The sequence below is a fragment of the Geodermatophilus sp. CPCC 205761 genome, assembly GCF_051383655.1.
Taxonomy (GTDB): domain Bacteria; phylum Actinomycetota; class Actinomycetes; order Mycobacteriales; family Geodermatophilaceae; genus Geodermatophilus.
In genome coordinates this window covers 68,781-86,902 of the sequence record NZ_JALPKQ010000018.1, presented here as the reverse complement: position 1 = coordinate 86,902, position 18,122 = coordinate 68,781, and the positions used below count along the sequence as shown (strand labels likewise).

The 18,122-nt window shown below is 77.0% G+C and carries 15 protein-coding genes; 9 read left to right on the top strand and 6 right to left on the bottom strand.

All coding sequences use genetic code 11. The annotated features are described in order from the left end of the window. Nucleotides 1–145 precede the first annotated feature (145 nt). The 6 genes from MY526_RS13325 (at nt 146) to MY526_RS13300 (ending at nt 8,667) form a co-directional block, all read left to right on the top strand. On the top strand, nt 146–2,212 hold the full coding sequence (locus tag MY526_RS13325) for a putative bifunctional diguanylate cyclase/phosphodiesterase (protein WP_436692219.1): 2,067 nt from the start codon (nt 146–148) through the stop codon (nt 2,210–2,212). A gap of 137 nt (nt 2,213–2,349) precedes the next feature. Then, nucleotides 2,350–3,039: an NYN domain-containing protein gene (locus tag MY526_RS13320; RefSeq protein ID WP_436692218.1), complete on the top strand. Its 690-nt coding sequence runs from the start codon at nt 2,350–2,352 to the stop codon at nt 3,037–3,039. 5 nt (nt 3,040–3,044) lie between these two features. After that, nucleotides 3,045–4,544 (top strand): phospholipase D-like domain-containing protein, encoded by a 1,500-nt coding sequence (locus MY526_RS13315; RefSeq protein ID WP_436692217.1) that lies wholly within the window; start codon nt 3,045–3,047, stop codon nt 4,542–4,544. A 152-nt stretch (nt 4,545–4,696) separates the two neighbouring features. Then, nucleotides 4,697–5,338, top strand: a complete 642-nt coding sequence (locus MY526_RS13310) for a flagellar brake protein (protein ID WP_436692216.1) — start codon at nt 4,697–4,699, stop codon at nt 5,336–5,338. 30 nt (nt 5,339–5,368) lie between these two features. Continuing rightward, a complete protein-coding gene (locus MY526_RS13305; protein ID WP_436692215.1) occupies nt 5,369–7,066 on the top strand; it encodes an ABC transporter in 1,698 nt (565 codons plus the stop codon). After that, on the top strand, nt 7,063–8,667 hold the full coding sequence (locus MY526_RS13300) for a GTPase (RefSeq protein ID WP_436692214.1): 1,605 nt from the start codon (nt 7,063–7,065) through the stop codon (nt 8,665–8,667). Before MY526_RS13305 ends, MY526_RS13300 begins: the two co-directional genes overlap by 4 nt. An 18-nt stretch (nt 8,668–8,685) precedes the next feature. Here MY526_RS13300 and MY526_RS13295 read toward each other — a convergent pair whose 3' ends face one another. Next, a complete protein-coding gene (locus MY526_RS13295; protein ID WP_436692213.1) occupies nt 8,686–9,186 on the bottom strand; it encodes an ATP-binding protein in 501 nt (166 codons plus the stop codon). A gap of 144 nt (nt 9,187–9,330) precedes the next feature. On the opposite strand from MY526_RS13295, the gene MY526_RS13290 reads away from it, so the two are divergent. Continuing rightward, on the top strand, nt 9,331–10,056 hold the full coding sequence (locus tag MY526_RS13290; RefSeq protein WP_436692212.1) for a GAF and ANTAR domain-containing protein: 726 nt from the start codon (nt 9,331–9,333) through the stop codon (nt 10,054–10,056). Here MY526_RS13290 and MY526_RS13285 read toward each other — a convergent pair. After that, on the bottom strand, nt 10,045–10,998 hold the full coding sequence (locus tag MY526_RS13285; RefSeq protein ID WP_436692211.1) for a nucleoside hydrolase: 954 nt from the start codon (nt 10,996–10,998) through the stop codon (nt 10,045–10,047). The two genes, MY526_RS13290 and MY526_RS13285, sit on opposite strands and share 12 nt — an antisense overlap. A gap of 346 nt (nt 10,999–11,344) precedes the next feature. Here MY526_RS13285 and MY526_RS13280 point away from each other — a divergent pair, with 346 nt between their 5' ends. Both MY526_RS13280 and MY526_RS13275 read left to right on the top strand, forming a co-directional pair. Continuing rightward, complete coding sequence (locus MY526_RS13280; protein WP_436692210.1) at nt 11,345–12,052, top strand: hypothetical protein; 708 nt, start codon at nt 11,345–11,347, stop codon at nt 12,050–12,052. Between the two features lie 739 nt (nt 12,053–12,791). Then, complete coding sequence (locus tag MY526_RS13275) at nt 12,792–14,828, top strand: SpoIIE family protein phosphatase (RefSeq protein ID WP_436692209.1); 2,037 nt, start codon at nt 12,792–12,794, stop codon at nt 14,826–14,828. Between the two features lie 12 nt (nt 14,829–14,840). Here MY526_RS13275 and MY526_RS13270 read toward each other — a convergent pair whose 3' ends face one another. The 4 genes from MY526_RS13270 to MY526_RS13255 all read right to left on the bottom strand — a co-directional run bounded on the left by MY526_RS13270 (nt 14,841) and on the right by MY526_RS13255 (nt 18,103). Then, nucleotides 14,841–15,266: an ATP-binding protein gene (locus tag MY526_RS13270; protein WP_436692208.1), complete on the bottom strand. Its 426-nt coding sequence runs from the start codon at nt 15,264–15,266 to the stop codon at nt 14,841–14,843. A 122-nt stretch (nt 15,267–15,388) separates the two neighbouring features. Next, nucleotides 15,389–15,919 carry a DUF1697 domain-containing protein gene (locus MY526_RS13265; protein ID WP_436704056.1) on the bottom strand — a complete coding sequence of 177 codons (531 nt, stop codon included), beginning with the start codon at nt 15,917–15,919 and terminating at the stop codon, nt 15,389–15,391. 22 nt (nt 15,920–15,941) lie between these two features. After that, the gene (locus MY526_RS13260) at nt 15,942–16,703 is read right to left on the bottom strand and encodes an energy-coupling factor transporter transmembrane component T family protein (protein WP_436692206.1); all 762 of its coding nucleotides are present in this window, start codon (nt 16,701–16,703) and stop codon (nt 15,942–15,944) included. Then, the gene (locus MY526_RS13255) at nt 16,700–18,103 is read right to left on the bottom strand and encodes an ABC transporter ATP-binding protein (RefSeq protein ID WP_436704055.1); all 1,404 of its coding nucleotides are present in this window, start codon (nt 18,101–18,103) and stop codon (nt 16,700–16,702) included. The genes MY526_RS13260 and MY526_RS13255 overlap by 4 nt, the downstream gene beginning before the upstream one ends. Nucleotides 18,104–18,122: the final 19 nt, after the last annotated feature.

Here is an 18,122-nt window from a genome sequence, read left to right as displayed (position 1 = left end):
CCGTGTGGTTACCCTCGGTGGTGCGTCGCGCGCCAGGCGCCGTCGAGGGAGACGGTGAGCCGGCGTGGGTCCCGGACGAGGGCCGACGTGTTCGCCGGGGGAAGAGAAAGCGGGCAGGGTGCACCGTCATGTCGAGAGTGGGCGCTTGGCCCCGACCGACCCGCTGTCCTCGGTGCCCGACGCGGTCTACCGCATCGACCCCGGGGGCCGCTTCGCCTACGTGAACCGCGCCGCCGAGGAGCTGCTCGGCCGCCGCGCCGTGGACCTGGTCGGCCGGGACGCCCTCGACTGCTTCCCCGCGCTGCGCGGCACCATCATGGAGGAGCACTACCGCGCGGCGGCCGCCGAGGGCCGGCCGCGCACCGTCGAGTTCTTCTACTCGCCGCACGGCCGCTGGTACGAGGCGCGCGTGTTCCCGAGCAGCTCCGGGCTCACCGTCTTCCTGCGCGACGTCGACGAGTGGCACCGCATCGAGGCCGCGCGGGCGCAGGAGCTCACCCAGCTGACCGCCGTGATCGAGGCCCTGCCGCCGCCCACCGTGCTGGTCGACGGCGGTGGCCGGATCGTCACGGTCAACCGTCGCTGGGTCGAGGCCGGTCGCATCGTGGGCGCGGCCGGCTACCGCGTCGGGCAGGTGGGCGACGACTACCTCGAGGTCGTCACCCAGGGCATGAGCGCCGACGACCGCAAGGTGATCACCGCCGGGGTGGCCGAGCTGATGGCCGGCGGGCCCGGGGTGGCCGACCAGGTGTTCGCCCACGACTACCACCACCCCCTGCGCCGCGACAACGCGTGGTTCCGCATCCAGGCCGCCCGGGTGGAGGCCTCCGGTCAGGTGGTCATCACCCACACCGACATCACCGAGCGCGTCCAGGACCAGGAGGCGTTGGCCTGGCAGGCCACCCACGACGACCTGACCGGCCTGCCCAACCGATCCCAGCTGCTGTACCTGATCAGCGAGGCCCTCGCCGACAGGAACGCCCGCGCCTCGCTGCTCTTCCTCGACCTGGACGGCTTCAAGACGGTCAACGACTCGCTCGGCCACGAGCTCGGCGACGAGCTGCTGCGCCAGGTCGGCGCGCGGCTGGAGGAGCAGGTGCGCCCCGGGGACGCCGTCGGCCGCCTGGGCGGCGACCAGTTCCTCGTCCTCGCCCGCGGCTGCGACACCTCCGAGGCCGCCGCCCTGGCCTTCCGGCTGCAGAGCTCGTTCAGCCGGCCGTTCGTCGCCGAGGGCATCTCCGTCCCGCTGTCGGCCAGCATCGGCGTCGCCGCGGCCCAGCCGGGCGTCCGGCAGGCGCACCAGCTGCTCAGCGACGCCGACGCCGCCGCCTACGCCGCCAAGGGCTCCGGCCGCGACCGCATCCACCTGTTCTCCCCTGGGCTTCGCGAGGCCGCGCGGTGGCGGTTGGAGGTGGCCAACCGGCTGCGGGACGGCGCGGTGGACGAGTTCGTCGTGCACTACCAGCCCCTGGTCCGCGTCGACACCGGCGCGGTGGAGGGCGTGGAGGCGCTGCTCCGGTGGCAGCACCCGGAGCGCGGCCTGCTCGCCCCCGACGCCTTCCTCTCCGTCGCCGAGGAGACCGGGCAGCTCATCCCGATCACCCGCTGGCTGCTCGGCGAGACCACGCGGCAGGCGGCCGAGTGGGCCGCCGAGGGGCTGCCGCTGCGCATGTCGGTGAACATCAGCGCCCGCCACTTCTCCGCCGAGACCCTGGTGCACGACGTCCGGCTGGCGCTGCACGACTCCGGCCTCGCCCCGGAGAACCTGGTGCTCGAGCTGACCGAGACCTCCGTCGCGGAGGACCCCACCCGCGCCGAGGACCAGCTGTCGGTGCTGCGCAGCTTCGGCGTCCGGGTGGCGATCGACGACTTCGGCACCGGCTGGTCCTCCCTCGCCCAGCTGCTCGCCCTGCCGATCGGCACCCTCAAGATCGACCGGTCGCTGCTCACCGCGGCCGCGCGGCTCGCCGCCGGCGGCACCGGAGCGGTGCTGGCCGCGATCGTGTCGCTGGCCCGGACCCTCGGCATCCGGTCGGTCGCCGAGGGCGTCGAGACCGCCGAGCACCTGCAGATGGTGCGCGACGCCGGCTGCGACTTCGCCCAGGGCTACCTGCTGGCCCACCCGATGCCGGCCGAGGAGATCACCCGGTGGGCCTCGCGGGTGCGCGCCGCCGGCGGCGACTCGTGCGCGCTCGCCCTCCAGGGCCGCTGAGCGGCCTCCGGACGCCGTCGCGCCGGGCACCCGGGCTCCGGCGGCGGGTGACCCGGCGGGCCACCGCACCGGCCGGTCCGCCGCGCCCGGTGCAGGCACCGGCCACCGCTCCGCAGCCGACCGGGCAGACTGCCCCCGTGACCGACCTGGACCTCGCCGCCGAGCCGGCGCTCGACACCGACGTCACGGACGGCCGCGCCCGCCCGGCGCTCGACCTGCTGATCTGGGACGCGCCCAACATCGACATGACCCTCTCCACGGTCATCGGCGCCCGCCCCACCGCGGCGTCGCGGCCGCGGTTCGACGCGATCGCCGCCTGGTTCGTCGAGGGCGCCGGCGATCCCGGGGTGCCCGACGCCCCGGAGGTGGAGGCCTGCGTCTTCGCCAACATCCCGCCGGTCGTCGGCTCGCTGCAGCGCTGGGTGGAGGCGCTGCGCAGCTTCGGGTTCGCCGTCTTCGCCCGCCCCAAGGCCCAGCCGGACGACGACATCGACCAGGCCATGCTCGACCACATCGCCGTCCGGCAGCACAGCCACCGGCTGCGCCGGCTGGTCGTCTTCTCCGGCGACGGGCGGAACTTCGCCGAGCCGCTGGAGGCGCTGGCCCGCGCCGGCACCCAGGTCGTCGTCGTCGCGTTCAGCGAGGTCGCCGGGTACGCGATCAGCTCCGACGTCCTGGAGTTCATCGACATCGAGGACGTCCCCGGCGCGTTCGTCGAGCCGCTGGACCGCGTCCGCCTCGACGCCCTGCCGCCGGACGGCGCCTGGCTGCGGCCCACCCGGAGTCTGCGGGACTTCGTGTCCGGCTTCCTGCGGCGGAACGGCTGACCGGGGTGTACGACGAGGGCTCCGGGCCGCTCGCCACCGAGGACCTGCTGGTCCCGGGCGAGACCTGCTGGCGGATCGAGCGCGCCGACCGGCACGCCGTCTTCGTGGACGCCGCGGACTACTTCGCCGCGCTCAAGGGCGCGGTGCTCCGCGCCGAGCGGCGGGTGCTGTTCATCGGCTGGGACTTCGACCCGCGGATCCGGCTGGACCCCCGGCGCCAGGGACGCCGCGGCTCGGGTTCCCGCCGCGCCGACAAGCTGGGCCGGGTGCTGGAGGACGCGGTCAAGGCCAACCCGCAGCTGGAGATCGGCGTCCTGCAGTGGGACCTGGGCATGGTCTTCGCCCTGGCGCGGGGGCTGGCGCCCATCGTCCTGCTGAACCGGCGCACGCCGGACCGGCTGACGATGACGGTCGACACGCACCACCCCGTCGGCGGCGCGCACCACCAGAAGATCGTGGTCATCGACGACTGCCTGGCCTTCGCCGGTGGCATCGACGTCACCGCCGACCGCTGGGACACCGCGGAGCACCTGGACCGCCAGCCGCTGCGCCGCCGGCCCGGGACGCACCGGCCCACCGGGCCCTGGCACGACGTCACGAGCCTCGTCTCCGGGCCGGCCGCCCGGGCGCTGGGCGACCTGGCACGCGAGCGGTGGGAGAGCGGCACCGGCCGGAGCCTGGAGCCGGTGACCGGTGTGGAGGCGTGCTGGCCGCCTGAGGTCGAGCCGCTGCTGACCGACGTCGATGTCGCCATCTCCCGCACCCGCCCCGAGCACGGCGGCGCGGAGCTGGTGCACGAGATCGAGCTGCTCTGGCTGGCCGTGATCGCCGGCGCCCGGCGCACCGTCTACATCGAGAGCCAGTACTTCGCCAACCGCCGCATCGCCGAGGCGATCGCCGAGCGGCTCCGCGAGGACGACGGCCCGGAGTTCGTCGTCGTCAACCCGGAGAGCGCCTACGGGTGGCTGGACGAGAAGGCGATGGGTCCGGCCCGCGCCAAGCTCCTGGCCCTGATCGAGGACGCCGACGTGCACGGCCGGTTCCGGCTCTACGTGCCGGTCACCGAGGGCCGCCACCCGATCTACGTGCACGCCAAGGTGCTCGTCGTCGACGACCGGCTGCTGCGGGTCGGGTCGGCCAACCTGAACAACCGGTCGATGGGGCTGGACACCGAGTGCGACGTCTCCATCGAGGTCCGCCCCGACGACCCGCGGCGTGACGAGCTGGCCGCGGCGGTCACCGGGCTGCGTGACCGCCTGCTCGGCGAGCACCTCGGCGTCCCGCCCGAGGCGGTGGCGGAGGTGATCGCCGACTGCGGTGGGTCCCTGCTGACGGCGGTGGAGCGGCTGCGCCGCCCGGTCGGCCGCTCGCTGGTCCCCTTCACCCCGCCCGACCTGGGCCCGGTGGACCGGACGCTCGCCGACACCGAGCTGCTCGACGCCGAGCGGACGCCGAACCGCTGGCGCCGGATCCGCCGCAGCTTCCGCCCCCGCCTGCGGCGCTGAGCCCGGGAGGACGCCAGAGGCTTCCGCCCGGCCTCCCCCTGCGGGGGTGGGTGGCGGCCGCGGAACGGTTGCGGGCCTGAACCCCGGTTACCGTTCCTCCGAGCGCGACGTCTGTGAACCGGGGCCGTCGTGGAGCGGAACGGAGAGCACGCATGAGCGTCGTGGCGGGAGTCGTCCGCCCGGAGGTGGACGCCGACGCCGAGGTGACGGCTGCCGGCAGCCGGTTCTCCGTGAGCACCCGGGTCGAGGCCTCCGGCGACGAGCTGCTCGTGCTCCGCCCCTCGAGCAGCGAGTTCGTCGACCAGGAGGTCGTCCGGGTCGGCGACCACGTGGAGGTCTTCTGGCGCGACGCGGTCAGCGGCTGGGCGTTGCCGGCGCAGGTGACCACGGTCCAGCGCGGCGCCGTCCCCCGCTGGCACCTGACCGTCGCCGGCCCCGCGGAGGCCACCCAGCGCCGTGAGGCGGTCCGCGCCCGCGTCGTCCGGCCGGTGCTCCTCGGTGTCAACGGCGTCGAGGTCGAGGGGCAGACCCTGGACCTCAGCGAGGCCGGCACCCGTGTCCTCGTCGAGGCCTACGGCAACCCGCCGCTGCCGGGCAGCACGGTGCGGATCGTGGTCGGGCTGGAGGACGGCGACCTGCCCGTCGCGGCCGAGGTCGTCCGCCAGCGGACCACGGGACCCCGCTGGCAGCTCTCCCTCCGGTTCCTCGACCTGCCCGAGAAGGAGCAGGACCGGCTGCGCCGCCGTGTCTTCCAGGCGCTGCGCGAGGAGCGCTCCGGCCGCTCCGACGACTGAGGACGGCGGTCGCGGGGCAGTCCCCCTGGTGTGACCCTCCCCGCCCGCCTGCCCGAGGCCCTGGCAGCCCTGCGGGACGAGGTCGCGTCCGCGCCCCTCGGCCTGGCCACCCCGGGCAGCGACCCCGCCCGCCGCGCCGCCCGCGGGGTCGTCGAGCAGGTCGACGACTACCTGCTGCCCCGGCTGCGGGACCTGGACGCGCCACTGCTCACCGTCGTCGGGGGCTCGACCGGCGCGGGCAAGTCCACCCTGGTCAACAGCCTGATCGGCGCCGAGGTCACCTCCGCCGGCGTGCTGCGGCCGACCACCCGGTCGCCGGTGCTCGTCTGCGCGCGGGCCGACCAGGCCGCCTTCGCCGGCGAGCGGGTGCTGCCCGGCTTCGCCCGGGTCACCGGCGCCTCCGGCGGCCCCGGCACGCTGCAGCTGGTCCCGCGGGACGACGTCCCGCCCGGGCTGGCGCTGCTCGACGCCCCCGACGTCGACTCGGTGGTCGAGTCCAACCGCGAGCTCGCCGCCCAGCTGCTGGCCGCGGCCGACCTGTGGGTCTTCGTCACGACGGCATCGCGCTACGCCGACGCTGTCCCCTGGGACCTCCTGCGGACGGCGCAGGAGCGGGGCACCGCGCTCGCGGTCGTCCTCGACCGGGTCCCGCCGGGGGCCGCGGCCGAGATCGCCCCCGACCTCGCCGGGATGCTCGAGCGCGCCGGCCTGTCCGGGGCCCGCCTGTTCGTCATCGAGGAGCGGCCGCTGACCGACGGCCGGCTGCCCGAGGACCAGGTCGCCCCGCTGCGGCAGTGGCTGCACGCGCTGGCCGCCGACCAGGAGCAGCGGGCCGCCGTCGTCCGGCAGACCCTCACCGGCGCCCTGGCCAGCCTGGAGGACCGGGTGGCCGGCATCGCCGCGGCCGTCGAGGAGCAGGCGGAGGCGGCGGCCGCCCTGCACGGCGCCGCGGCCGCCGCCTTCACCGCCGCCTACGAGGGCATCGACGACGGCGTGCGCAGCGGGAGCCTGCTGCGCGGTGAGGTGCTGGCCCGCTGGCAGGAGTTCGTCGGCACGGGGGAGTGGATGCGCTCGCTGCAGGGCTCGATCGGCCGGCTGCGCGACCGGGTGACCGCGGCGCTCACCGGGCGGCCGAACCCCGCCGACGACCTCACCGGCGCGCTGGAGTCCAGCGTCGAGACGCTGCTGCGGGCCGAGGCCGACCGCGCCGCCGAGCGCACCGTCACCGCCTGGCGGGCGCTGCCCGGCGGGCCCGCCCTGCTCGCCGTCGCCGACGAGGACCTCGACCGGGTCTCCGACGACTTCCCCGAGGCGGCCGCCGCGCAGGTGCGCGACTGGCAGGGCTTCGTGCTGGACCTGGTCCGGGAGGAGGGCGCCGGCAAGCGCACCCGCGCCCGGGTGCTGTCCTGGGGCGTCAACGGCGCCGGGGCCGTGGTCATGGTCGCCGTCTTCGCCCAGACCGGCGGGCTGACCGGCGGGGAGGTCGCGGTCGCCGGCGGCACCACGGCGCTGGGGCAGCGGCTGCTGGAGGCGGTGTTCGGCGACGCCGCCGTCCGGTCGCTGGCCGCGCGCGCCCGGGAGGACCTCCAGGCCCGTGCCGACGCCCTGCTCCGCTACGAACAGGGCCGGTTCGACGGGCTGGTGGACGACGTCGGCCCACAGCCGGACGACGCAGCCCGCCTGCGGGCGGCCGCCGCCTCCCTCACCACGGCACGGGCCGACGCATGAGGGGGAGGACGCCGCCGCTGGCCGACCGGCTGGCGGCCCTGCGCGAGGCCGTGGAGGTGGCCCAGGAGCACCTCGACCTGGACGGGGCCGGGGAGGCCGACCCGGTCGGCCGGGCCCGCGCCCTCCTCGCCAAGGCCGGCGCCCGCGAGGCGCTCGGCGACGCCACCGTCGTCGCGCTGGCGGGGGCCACCGGCAGCGGCAAGTCCACGCTGTTCAACGCGCTGTCGGGCAGCGAGGTGAGCACGCCGGGCGTGCGGCGTCCCACCACCGGCGTCGCGCACGCCACGGTCTGGGGAGCCGACGGCGCGGACCGGCTGCTCGACTGGCTGGAGGTGCCGCGCCGGCACCGGCACCCGCCGGAGCCCGCGCTGGACGGGCTGGTGCTGCTCGACCTCCCCGACCACGACAGCGTCAAGCTCGAGCACCGGCTCGAGGTCGACCGGCTGGTCCAGCTCGTCGACGTGCTCGTGTGGGTGCTCGACCCGGAGAAGTACGCCGACGCCGCCGTCCACGACCGGTACCTCGTGCCGCTGGCCGGGCACGCCGGCGTGCTGCTGGTGGTCCTCAACCAGGTCGACCGGCTGGCCCCCGAGGCGGTCCGCGCCTGCCTGGCCGACCTGCGCGGCCTGCTCGACCGGGAGGGGCTGGCGCAGACGCCGCTGCTGGCCGTCTCCGCGCGCACCGGCGCCGGCCTGGGCGAGCTGCGCGCGGACCTCGCCACGCGGGTGTCGGCCCGCCGCGCGGCGACCGACCGGCTGACCGCCGACGTCAAGGGCGCGGCCGCCGCCCTCGCCGTCCACTGTGCCGCCGCGCAGGGCGCCTCGGAGGGGGCCGGTGTCGAGCGGCACGACCGCGAGGAGCTCACCGAGGCCCTGGCCGACGCCGCCGGCGTGCCGACGGTCGCCGCAGCCGTGGATCGCTCGGTGCGCCGCAGCGGGACGGCGGCCACCGGCTGGCCGCTGGTGCGCTGGACCCGCAAGCTGCGCGCCGACCCGCTCGACCGGCTGCACCTCGGGGACGACCGGGCGCGCACCTCGCTGCCCGCCGCCGGCACGGTGCAGCAGGCTGCGGTCGCGCGGGCGCTGCGGTCGGCACGGGACGCCGCCGGCGAGGGGCTGCCGCAGGCGTGGCGGGACGACCTGCGTCGCACCGTCGAGGTGTCCGAGGAGCGGCTGGCCGACGAGCTGGACCGGGCCGTCGCCGGGACCGACCTCGGCCCGCAGCGCACGCCGCTGTGGCAGCGCGGCGTGGGTGGCCTGCAGTGGCTGCTGACGCTGGTCGCGCTGGCCGGGGCGCTGTGGCTGCTCGCGCTCGTCGTCCTCGGCCTGTTCCAGCTCGACGACGTCGTCCCGCTGCCCCGGGTGGAGGGGCTGCCGCTGCCCACGCTGCTGCTGATCGGAGGGTTGCTGGCCGGGGCGCTGCTGGCGCTGGTGGCGCGGCCGTTCGTGCGGCTGCGGGCCCGCCGGCGTGCGCGGCGGGCCGAGCAGCGGCTGCGCGCCGCGGTCGACGTGGTGGCGCAGGACGAGGTGCTGGCCCCGATGGCGGAGGTGCGGGCCGGCCACGCCCGGTTCGCCGCCGCGGTGGCCCGCGCCGCTCGGTGATCACGAGGCCTCGCGGCCTCAGTCGTGTCGAGGGACCTCGGGGCTGCGGGGCTCGGGGACGCGGTCCTGCACGATCTCCAGCGGGGTGCGGCCGTTGGGGATGCGCGCCCAGACGTGCTTGCGGCCGGGCCGGCCCTCCCAGCCGAACTCGTTGGAGAGCTGGGCGACCAGGTGCAGGCCCATGCCGCCCAGGGCGGGGTCGCGGTCGACGGCCGGGATGGGCGGGCGGTCCGGCGCCTCGTCACTGAGGTCGAGCAGCCAGCCGTCGGTGCCCGCCACGACCAGGGCGCGCACCGCGCCGCCGCCGTGCCGCAGCGCGTTGGACGCCAGCTCCTCGAACACCAGCAGCAGGCCGTCGCGGGCGTCCTCGGTGGAGGACGAGGAGACCGAGGGGTGGGCGATGCGGGCCCGCAGGTCCGACCGCACGCGCGACACGACGTGCATCGTGTCGAGCTGCCAGTGCCAGACGTCTCCCGGCAGGGAGGGCACCGGCACCTGCGGCCACGGCTCCTGGCCCATCGCCACCCCCTCCGCAGGCCGGTCGGCCGGTGGGGCCGGCCGGACTCCATCCTGACCGAAAGCGCGGCCACCCGCAGCGGCGGGTCGCCGTTGCGCCCGGCCGAGGGGTGCCGGGCGGCACGGAGAAGCGGGCAGACTGGCCGCGTGCAGGAGCTGTGGCGTGACCTGAGCCGGGTGATGCTGGGCGACCGGGCCCTCGACGAGATCCTCGGCGAGGTCACCGACATCGCCGCCCGGAGCATCCCCGGCGCCGAGTCCACCTCGATCACCCTCGTCCGCGGCGACAGGGCGTTCACCGCCGCGCACACCGGTGAGATGGCGCTGGCCGCCGACGAGCTGCAGTACGAGCGCGGCTACGGCCCCTGCATGGACGCCGGCCGGGGCGGCGTGGTGCTGCGGGTCGACGACATGCGGACCGAGCAGCGCTGGCCGGACTACGCCGCGCGCGTGCAGGCGGTCGGCGTCCGCAGCTCGCTGTCGATGCCGCTGCCCTACCAGGGCGCCTCGATCGGCGCGCTGAACATCTACTCCTCGCGGCCGGCCGCCTTCGCCTCGGCCGAGTCCGAGGAGGTGGCCACCGCGGTGGCGGAGGCCGTCGCGGTCGCCGTGGCCAACGCCGACGCCCACGACCGGCTCGGCGAGCAGACGCGCAACATGCGGCTGGCGATGGAGTCGCGGGCGGTCATCGAGCAGGCCAAGGGGGTGCTCATGGCCCAGCGGCACGTCGACGCGGAGCAGGCGTTCGAGATCCTCCGGGACGCCTCCCAGCGCTACAACCGCAAGCTGCGGGAGATCGCCACGGGCATCGTGGAGTCCACCCGCGACGGCCGGTCCGCCCCGACCGCGCCGGGGCGCGGGTCAGCGCAGTGAGCGGGCCAGCGACTCCAGCCGGCTGACCAGGAACTCCACCGCCGCCGGGCTGTCCACCGTCTCGGCTACCTGCACCGCGGTGGGGGAGTCCGACACGGAGCGCCGGTCCACCAGGGTCTGCCCGCGTCCGGCGCCCAGGGTGGTGTCGACGACGACGTCCCGCCGGACGGTGCCGAGCGTGCCCGGGACGATCGCCTCGGTGAGGGCCAGCGCGTCGTGGACCACCACGCCCGTGGTCCCGTACGCCGACCGGGCGTGGTCGAGGTACTGCCGCAGGATCGCCGCGGCCGTCGCGCCGACCGGGCCGGCCGCGGCGAAGCGGGCGATCCCCTCCTCGTCGAGCACGGTGGGCAGGGTGACGTCGAGGCCGACGAGAACCGTCGGGACGCCCGAGCCGAGCACCCGCTGGGCGGCCTCGGGGTCGGCCCAGACGTTGAACTCCGCGGCCGCGGTCACGTTCCCCCCGCGCGCCGCCGACCCGCCCATGAGCACCAGCCGGCCGATCCGCTCGGCGGCCTCCGGATAGGTCGCCAGCAGCAGGGCGATGTTGGTCCACGGCCCGATCGCGGCCACCGTGACCGGCGTCTCCGACGTCGTGAGCAGGTCGGCCAGCGCCACGACGGCCGGCCGGGGGTCCACGCGGCCGGGGGACGGCGGCAGGTCCACCCCGCCCAGGCCGCTGGAACCGTGCACGTGGCCGGCCCGCTCCGGCTGCCGGTAGACCAGCGAGTCCCGCGCGCCGGCGGCCACCGGGACGTCGGACCGGCCGGCCAGGTGCAGCACCCGCAGCGCGTTCTCCGTCGTCTGCGCCAGGTCCACGTTGCCGTGCACCGTGCTCACCAGGCGCAGGTCCACCTCCGGGCTGGCCAGGGCCAGCAGGATCGCCAGCGCGTCGTCGATGCCGGGGTCGGTGTCGATCACCAGAGGGGTGCGGGTGGCCACCGGGCCATCCCACCAGACCCGGGACGTCGGGGTCGTGCGCGTGCGGCCCGGGTCACCGCGCCGCGGGCCGCGGGGCCTCCGGCTCCGACACGCGGGCGCGGCGGGGCGTGTCCCGGCGTGACCGAGGGCCTGACCTGCGGCTTCCACGCTCAGGGGGGCACGGCTTGTCGACAAGTGCGTGCCCCGGAGGAGGGGTGACCGACCGGTCCGGAGAGCCTCCACAACGGTTGGGTCACGCGCCCTCCGGAGGTGGCGCCGGAAGGCCGTCCGCGGGGGCCGTCGTCCCTACCTTTCTCCTTGTCCGCAGCACCTTCCCCGGCTGCGGCACTACCTGCAGGAGGACGTCATGGCGATCGACCGGGCCCTCTCGCCCCGCTCGTCGCGGATGGCGGACGACCTGACGCTGAGCGGACTGCTCGACGTGCTCGACCGCGCGGAGGAGCTGCCGCTGCGGCACCGGCCGCGGCCCGTGCGGGCCGTCGTCACCCGTCCTGGCACGCTGCGCCGTCCGGGTCGTCCGCTGCCCACCGCCCGGCCGGTGCCGGTGCCCGCGGCCCGCCCGCGCCCGGTCGCCGAGACTCCCGCGCCGTCCCCCGCCGCCGAGCCGGTGCCCGCCGAGGCCCCCCGGCCCGGTCTCCGCGTCCGGCTGCGTGCCCTGGTCCGCCGGCTGGCCCTCTGGGGCGCCGGCCCCGAGGGGGCCAACCTCGCCTGGGGCCGCCCCGCCGCCCCGGCTCCGCACCCCGACGCGCCGGTCGTGCTGACCGAGCTGCCCAGCACCCCCACGATCCAGCCCGCGGCGCCTTCCCCCGCTGCGGCGCTCCGTCCGGCCGGGGCTCCCCGGCCGGTCCTCCCGGCCCGGACCGCCCGTCCGGCCGCCGCGTCCCGCGTCCCGGTGGTCGCCCCGCTCGCCCGGCAGGTGCCGGCACCGCGGCCCGCTCCCGCACCGGGCACCGCACGGGCCGGGCGGACGACGGCCGGCCCCCGGGCCTCCTCGGCGGCGAGGTCACGCGGTGACCCGCGGCCCCCACCCGCCCGGGGATCGCCGTCCGGCTGATCCCGAGCGCGACCCCGGCACCGAGCTGCGCCGCCGTCCGCCGCACCGCCCGCCAGCCCGCCGGCTGCCGGCCACCGCCTCCTCCGGTGGCCGCGACCGTCGGACCCTCCCCGACCTCCGCTCCTCCCACCGATCTCGAACCGCCCCTGGCACGCCCCGACGGGACCCCTCCCGCCGCCCCCAGCCGTTCCGCACCACCGGTACACCGCCTCGACCTCCCGCCGACTGCGCCCCGACGCAGCGCGCGGACCCTCCAGGGAGGCGGCGACCGCTGCGCGGCACGACCGGACGGCGACGCACCCCGTCGGCGGACGACAGGTCCGCGCCGGTACCCGCAGCCCCGGGTGTCTGACCGGCTCCGACCTGGCCAGGCGTGCCGTCGAGATCGGGCCGCCGGTCCGCCACCGGCGCAGGGAGTCGACCGCAGGAGACCGGGCCGGGACCGACGCCGGCCGACGGACTGACCGGACACCGCGACGCTGGACGCCCGCCGCCCGGACGTGGACCTCGTGCCCGCGGGCACTTCACCGTCCGCACCCCCGCCGCGTGGCGGGCGCCCTCCTCCGGACCGGAGGGCGCCCGCCCCGGCCGCCCGGCCCGGTGTCCGTTCGGCCACACCGGTTGTCGGGAACATCCCCCGCGTGAGACAAAGGTGCGGGCCGTCCACCCCGGAGCGGGTGACCAGCCCCCTGCCGTGGGCGCACCCGCCGCGGGCCCCGGCCGGAATGCGAGTGAGAACGTGAGCCCCGACCGGGCACGCCCTGCCGACGCGGGGCTCGAGCTCCGCTTCCAGCTGGCGATCGACGCGGCCGGCATCGGCGGCTTCGACTGGGACCTCGTCACCGGCCGGCTGGTCTGGGACGACCGGCTCCGGGAGCTCTTCGGCTACGACACCGGCGGGTTCGACGGGACCATCGATGCCTTCACCGCCCGCCTGCACCCCGACGACCGGGACCGGACCGAGGACGCGCTGCAGGCGGCCATCGACACCTGCGGCGCCTACGACGCCGAGTTCCGCATCGTCCTGCCCTCCGGGGAGACCCGCTGGGTGCGCGGCCGCGGCCGGGCCTTCGCCGGTGAGGGCGGCGCCGCCGTCCGGCTGATCGGCGTCGGCTACGACACCACCCGGCAACGGCACGGCGACGCGCGGGTCGCGCGCGTCCTCGAGACGATGAACGCCGCCTTCTTCGCGCTGGACCGCCAGTGGCGGTTCACCTACGTCAACGGTGAGGCCGAGCGGCTGCTCGGGCGCACCCGCGAGGAGCTGCTGGACGGCTCGATCTGGGAGTTGTTCCCCGCGGCCATCGGCAGTGACTTCGAGGTGCACTACCGGGGCGCGGCGGCCAGCGGCCAGGAGCGGGTCTTCGAGGCGCACTACCCGGCACCCCTGGACGCCTGGTACGAGGTGCGCGTCTGGCCGGGCCCGGACGGGCTGTCGGTCTACTTCCTCGACGTCACCGAGCGCCGGGCCGCCGAGGATCGGGCGCGGCGCAGCGCGGCCCGGCTGGCCCTCATCGCCGAGGTCAGCGCGGCGACCGGTGACGCGCTGGCCGCGGGCGCCGCGGAGCAGGCCGCCCTGCAGCGGCTGGCCGAGGCGGTCGTCCCGGTGCTGGGGGACTGGGCGATCGTCAGCCTGATGGGCGAGGACGGCCGGCTGCGGGACGTCGGCAGCTGGCACCGCGACCCCGCGGCCCGGGCGACGGTGGACCGCTACGCCGGCCTGCGACTGGCCGCCATCCGGCCCGACGCGCCCATCATGCGGGCACTCGCCTCCGGCCGGACCCTCACCGTGGACGACGTCGGCGCCGAGGTCGGCCGCACCCTGCCGCCGGGCGAGGCCAGCGAGACGTTCTGGGCGCTGGCCCCCCGGTCGGCGGTGACGCTGCCGCTCGCCGCGCGCGGCCGCACGCTGGGTGCGCTCAGCGTCTACCGGTCCGCCGACCGGCCGCTGGCGGATGCCGACGACGTCGCCGCCGCGCAGGAGGTCGCCTCCCGGGTGGCCCTGGTGCTCGACAGCGCCCGCCTGTACGAGCAGCAGCGCCGGCTCGCCGAGGACCTGCAGCGCAGCCTGCTCACCGCGCCGCCGGTGCTGGACTCCGCGGAGATCGTCGTGCGGTACCGGCCGGCCGTGCAGGCCGCGGAGGTCGGCGGCGACTGGTACGACGCGTTCGTGCAGCCCCGGGGCGGGACCGTGCTGGTCATCGGCGACGTCGTCGGCCACGACACCAAGGCCGCCGCCGTCATGGGCCAGCTGCGTGGGCTGCTGCGCGGGATCGCCTACCGGGAGGGCGTCGGCCCGGCGCGGGTGCTGGCCGACCTCGACGCCGCGGTGGAAGGCCTGGGCATGGACACCATGGCGACCGCGGCGGTGGCCCGGGTGGAGCAGACCCCCGCGCAGCGCGCCGCCGGGCTCACCAGCCTGCGGTGGTCCAACGCCGGCCACCCGCCCCCGCTGCTGCTGCACGCCGACGGGCGGGTGGAGCAGCTGTCCACCCCGCGCGCCGAACTCATGCTGGGCGTCGACCCGGCGGCGCCCCGCACCGACAACGTGGTGACCTTCCGCCGCGGGGCCACCGTGCTGCTCTACACCGACGGGCTGGTGGAGGGCCGGGGGCTCCCGCTCGACGACGGCATGGCGCGGCTGCGCGACGCGCTGGCGGAGCTGGGGCGTCTGCCCCTCGAGCAGCTCGGCGACGCGGTGATCGAGCGACTGCGCCCCGACGGCCTGGAGGACGACATCGCCCTGGTCGCCATCCGGCTGCACCCGCAGGACTGACGCGCTCGGCGGTCAGCTCCTCAGCACCGCCCAGACGTGCTTGGCGTCGGCGGTGACGTACCAGCCGTGCTCACTGGCGAGCTCGGCGATGAGGTAGAGGCCCAGGCCGCCCTCGCTGGGGTCACGGCCGACGGCCGGCGCCGGAGGGGAGGCCGCCGCCCGGTCGGAGACCTCGATCAGCCAGCCGTCCACGGTGACCCCGACGGCGGCCCGCACGCCGCCACCGCCGCCGTGGCGCAGCGCGTTGGAGGCCAGCTCGTCCAGCGCGAGGACCAGACGGTCGCGCAGGTCGGCGAGGTCCGGCCCCGCGAGGTACCGGCGCAGCGCGGCGCGCACCGCGGGCAGTTCGGCGACGTCGTCGAGCTGCCAGTCCAGGCCGTCCCGCGACGTGGGCGGGGTCGCGGACGGCCACAGTGATCCGGCCGTCTCGCGTGTCACTCCGTTGGCCCCCTCATGTGCTCGACGGCGCCCGGAGGCGCGCGCTTCCCGCGGCCCGCGGGCGAGCCGAACACCTGCGTATGCGTCAGGAGGAGCCCCGGTAAACGTGGGTGAGACCGGTGTCACACACCGGCCAGCGCGGCGACCTTCCGCACGGTGTTCCAGTTGCGCGCTGTGCCGGGGACCCCGAGCAGCGTGTCCCAGTCCCAGGCGGCCAGCGGGGTGTTGGCGACGCCGTCGGGCAGCCAGAGGTAGAGCTCCCGGCCGACGACGCGGTACTCCCCGACGTCGGCCGGGGGCAGCGCGGCGATCTCCTCCTTCCCGGGCGGGCGCGGCAGGAAGGTCACCAGGTAGCGGGCCGGGTCGGTGGCGACGGCGCCGAGCGGGTCGGCGTCCACCACGGCGGCGACCTCCTCGGCGGTCCGGACGACGACCGGCGAGAGGAAGCCGAAGCGCTCCTGCACCGCCGCCTCCACGTCCCGGGCCAGCGCGGCCTCGCCCAGCGGGCTGTCGAGGACGACGTTCCCGCTGCGCAGGTGGGTGCGCACCCCCTCGTGGCCGCGCGCGGTGAGCGTCTCGCGGAGCTCGGCCATCCCCACCTGCCGGGCCTTCCCGACGTTGATGCCACGCAGCAGGACGACGTAGCGGGTCACGCGCGGGACCGTAGCGCGGGAGTCAGCTGAAGACCGGCGACCACGAGCCGGTGGCCACGCTGACGGCGACCGCGGCGGCGCAGACCAGCACGGCCGCGGCCACGAACACCGCGTCCCGGCGGCGCAGCCGCGAGCCGCGGGCGTTGCTGCGGGGTCCGCCGGAGTCGAAGCCGCGCGCGTCCATCGCCGTCGCCAGCCGGGAGCCCCGGCGCACCGCGCCGACCAGCAGGGCGAACGCCGTCCCGGCGAACAGCCGCAGGTGCGCCAGCGGGTTGCCGCGGGGTTCGATGCCGCGGGCCCGGCGGGCCAGCCGGATCGTCTCCCACTCGGCGGCCAGCAGCGGCACCAGCCGCAGCGCGGCCAGCGCGCCGTAGGCGAACCGGGTGGAGACCCGCCAGTGGATGGTCAGCGCGTCGGCCAGCCGCACCGGGTCGGTCGAGGCGACCAGCAGGATGCCGGGCAGCGCCAGGGCCAGCACGCGCACCGCGAGCCCGGCGGCCGACAGCCAGCCCGCGCCGTCGTCGCCGAAGGCCACGTTGACCCAGGCAACGCCGGCCGCGCCGACCAGCAGCGGCCAGGTGCGGGCCAGCAGCGCCCGCGGGGCGGCCAGCCCCGCCGCCGGCAGCAGGCAGCACTCGGCGGCCAGCACGAGCAGCGGGGTGAGCAGGTCGCCGCTGACCAGCAGCACCGGCAACAGGACGGCGATGGCGGAGAGCTGCGCGACCGGGTTGATCCGCGACAGCGGCACCTCGCGGACCGGGCCCAGGGCCAGCGGCGCGATCACGCCGCCACCGGGTCGCCCGAGGGGCGCAGGTCCAGGACGTCGTCGGCCAGGGCGGTCACCACCGCGACGTCGTGGGTGACCAGGACGAGGGCGCGGTCGTCGTCCTGCTGCTCGGCCAGGAGCGCGACCAGCTCGGCCCACGTGTCGCGGTCCTGGCCGAAGGTCGGCTCGTCGAGCACCACGAGGGAGGGGCGGGTGGCCAGCGCCGTCGCCACCGACAGCCGGCGCTGCTGGCCACCGGAGAGGGTGAACGGGTTGGCCTCGGCGAGCGCGGCCAGGCCCAGCCGCTCGAGCAGCTCGTCGGCCCGCCGGTGCGCCGCGTCGTCCCCCGACCCGGCCCGCAGGGGGCCCAGGGCCAGCTCGTCGCGGACCCGGCCGGTGAGGAACTGGTGCTCGGGGTGCTGGAAGACCGTGCCGGTGCGGCGGACCAGCTCGTCGGCCGGCCAGCGGTGCGGCGGCCGGTCCGGGCGGCGCAGGCCGGCGGTCAGCCGTGGGCCGGCGACCACCCGCCCGGTGGTGGGCCCGCGCAGGCCGGCCAGCAGCAGCGCGAGAGTGGACTTGCCGGTGCCGTTGGGCCCGGTGACGGCGAGCGTGCGTCCGGCCGGCAGGACGACGTCGGTCGGCGGGAGGGCCGGGACGACGCTGCCGCGGTGGGTGTAGCCGGCCCGCTCGGCGCGCAGCAGCACCTCGCCGGGCGCGTGCCGGGAGCGGACCGGCATCCGCAGCGGCGCCGGGCGCCACCCGGCCGGCTGGTCCACGGTCCCGCCGCCGGGCCGCAGCTCGACCACCCGGTCGACCAGCGGCAGCCAGCTGTCGGCGTCGTGGTCGACGACGACCAGCGTGGTGCCGCGGTCGGCCATCGCACGGGTGACCGCGTCACGCACCATCGCGGCGCCGTCCGGGTCGAGCTGGGCGGTCGGCTCGTCGAGCAGCAGCAGGCCCGGCCGCCCGGCGAGCGCCCCGGCCAGCACCAGCCGCTGCTTCTGCCCGCCGGAGAGGGCGGCGGTGGCGCGGTCCCGCCCGAAGGGGAAGCCCACCTCCGCGAGCGCCCGGTCCACCGCCGGCCAGATCAGCGCGGGCGGCGTGCCGGTGTTCTCCAGGCCGAACGCGACGTCGTCCCCGGCGCGGGTCATGACCAGCTGCGAGTCGGGGTCCTGGAAGACGATCGCCGTCCGGGCGCGGGCCTCGCGCGCCGGCCGGCCGTCGACGGTGAGCTCGCCCTCGGCGTCGCCGGCGTCCGGGCCGAGCACCCCGGCGAGGGCGTGCAGCAGCGTGGACTTGCCCGCCCCGGACGGCCCGGTGAGCAGCACCCGCTCGCCGGGCTCGACCCGCAGGTCGACGTCCTGCACCGCCCACGCCCGGCGGCTCGCGTGCCGGAACCGCCAGCCGGAGAGCCGCACCGCGGCCGGGACGCGGGCG

What these genes read in the sequence shown, in the direction of transcription:
- MY526_RS13310 (WP_436692216.1), top strand. Translation starts at nt 4,697, where the DNA reads ATGAGCGTCGTGGCGGGAGTCGTCCGCCCGGAGGTGGACGCCGACGCC.
- MY526_RS13300 (WP_436692214.1), top strand. Translation starts at nt 7,063, where the DNA reads ATGAGGGGGAGGACGCCGCCGCTGGCCGACCGGCTGGCGGCCCTGCGC.
- MY526_RS13295 (WP_436692213.1), bottom strand. Translation starts at nt 9,186, where the DNA reads ATGGGCCAGGAGCCGTGGCCGCAGGTGCCGGTGCCCTCCCTGCCGGGA.
- MY526_RS13280 (WP_436692210.1), top strand. Translation starts at nt 11,345, where the DNA reads ATGGCGATCGACCGGGCCCTCTCGCCCCGCTCGTCGCGGATGGCGGAC.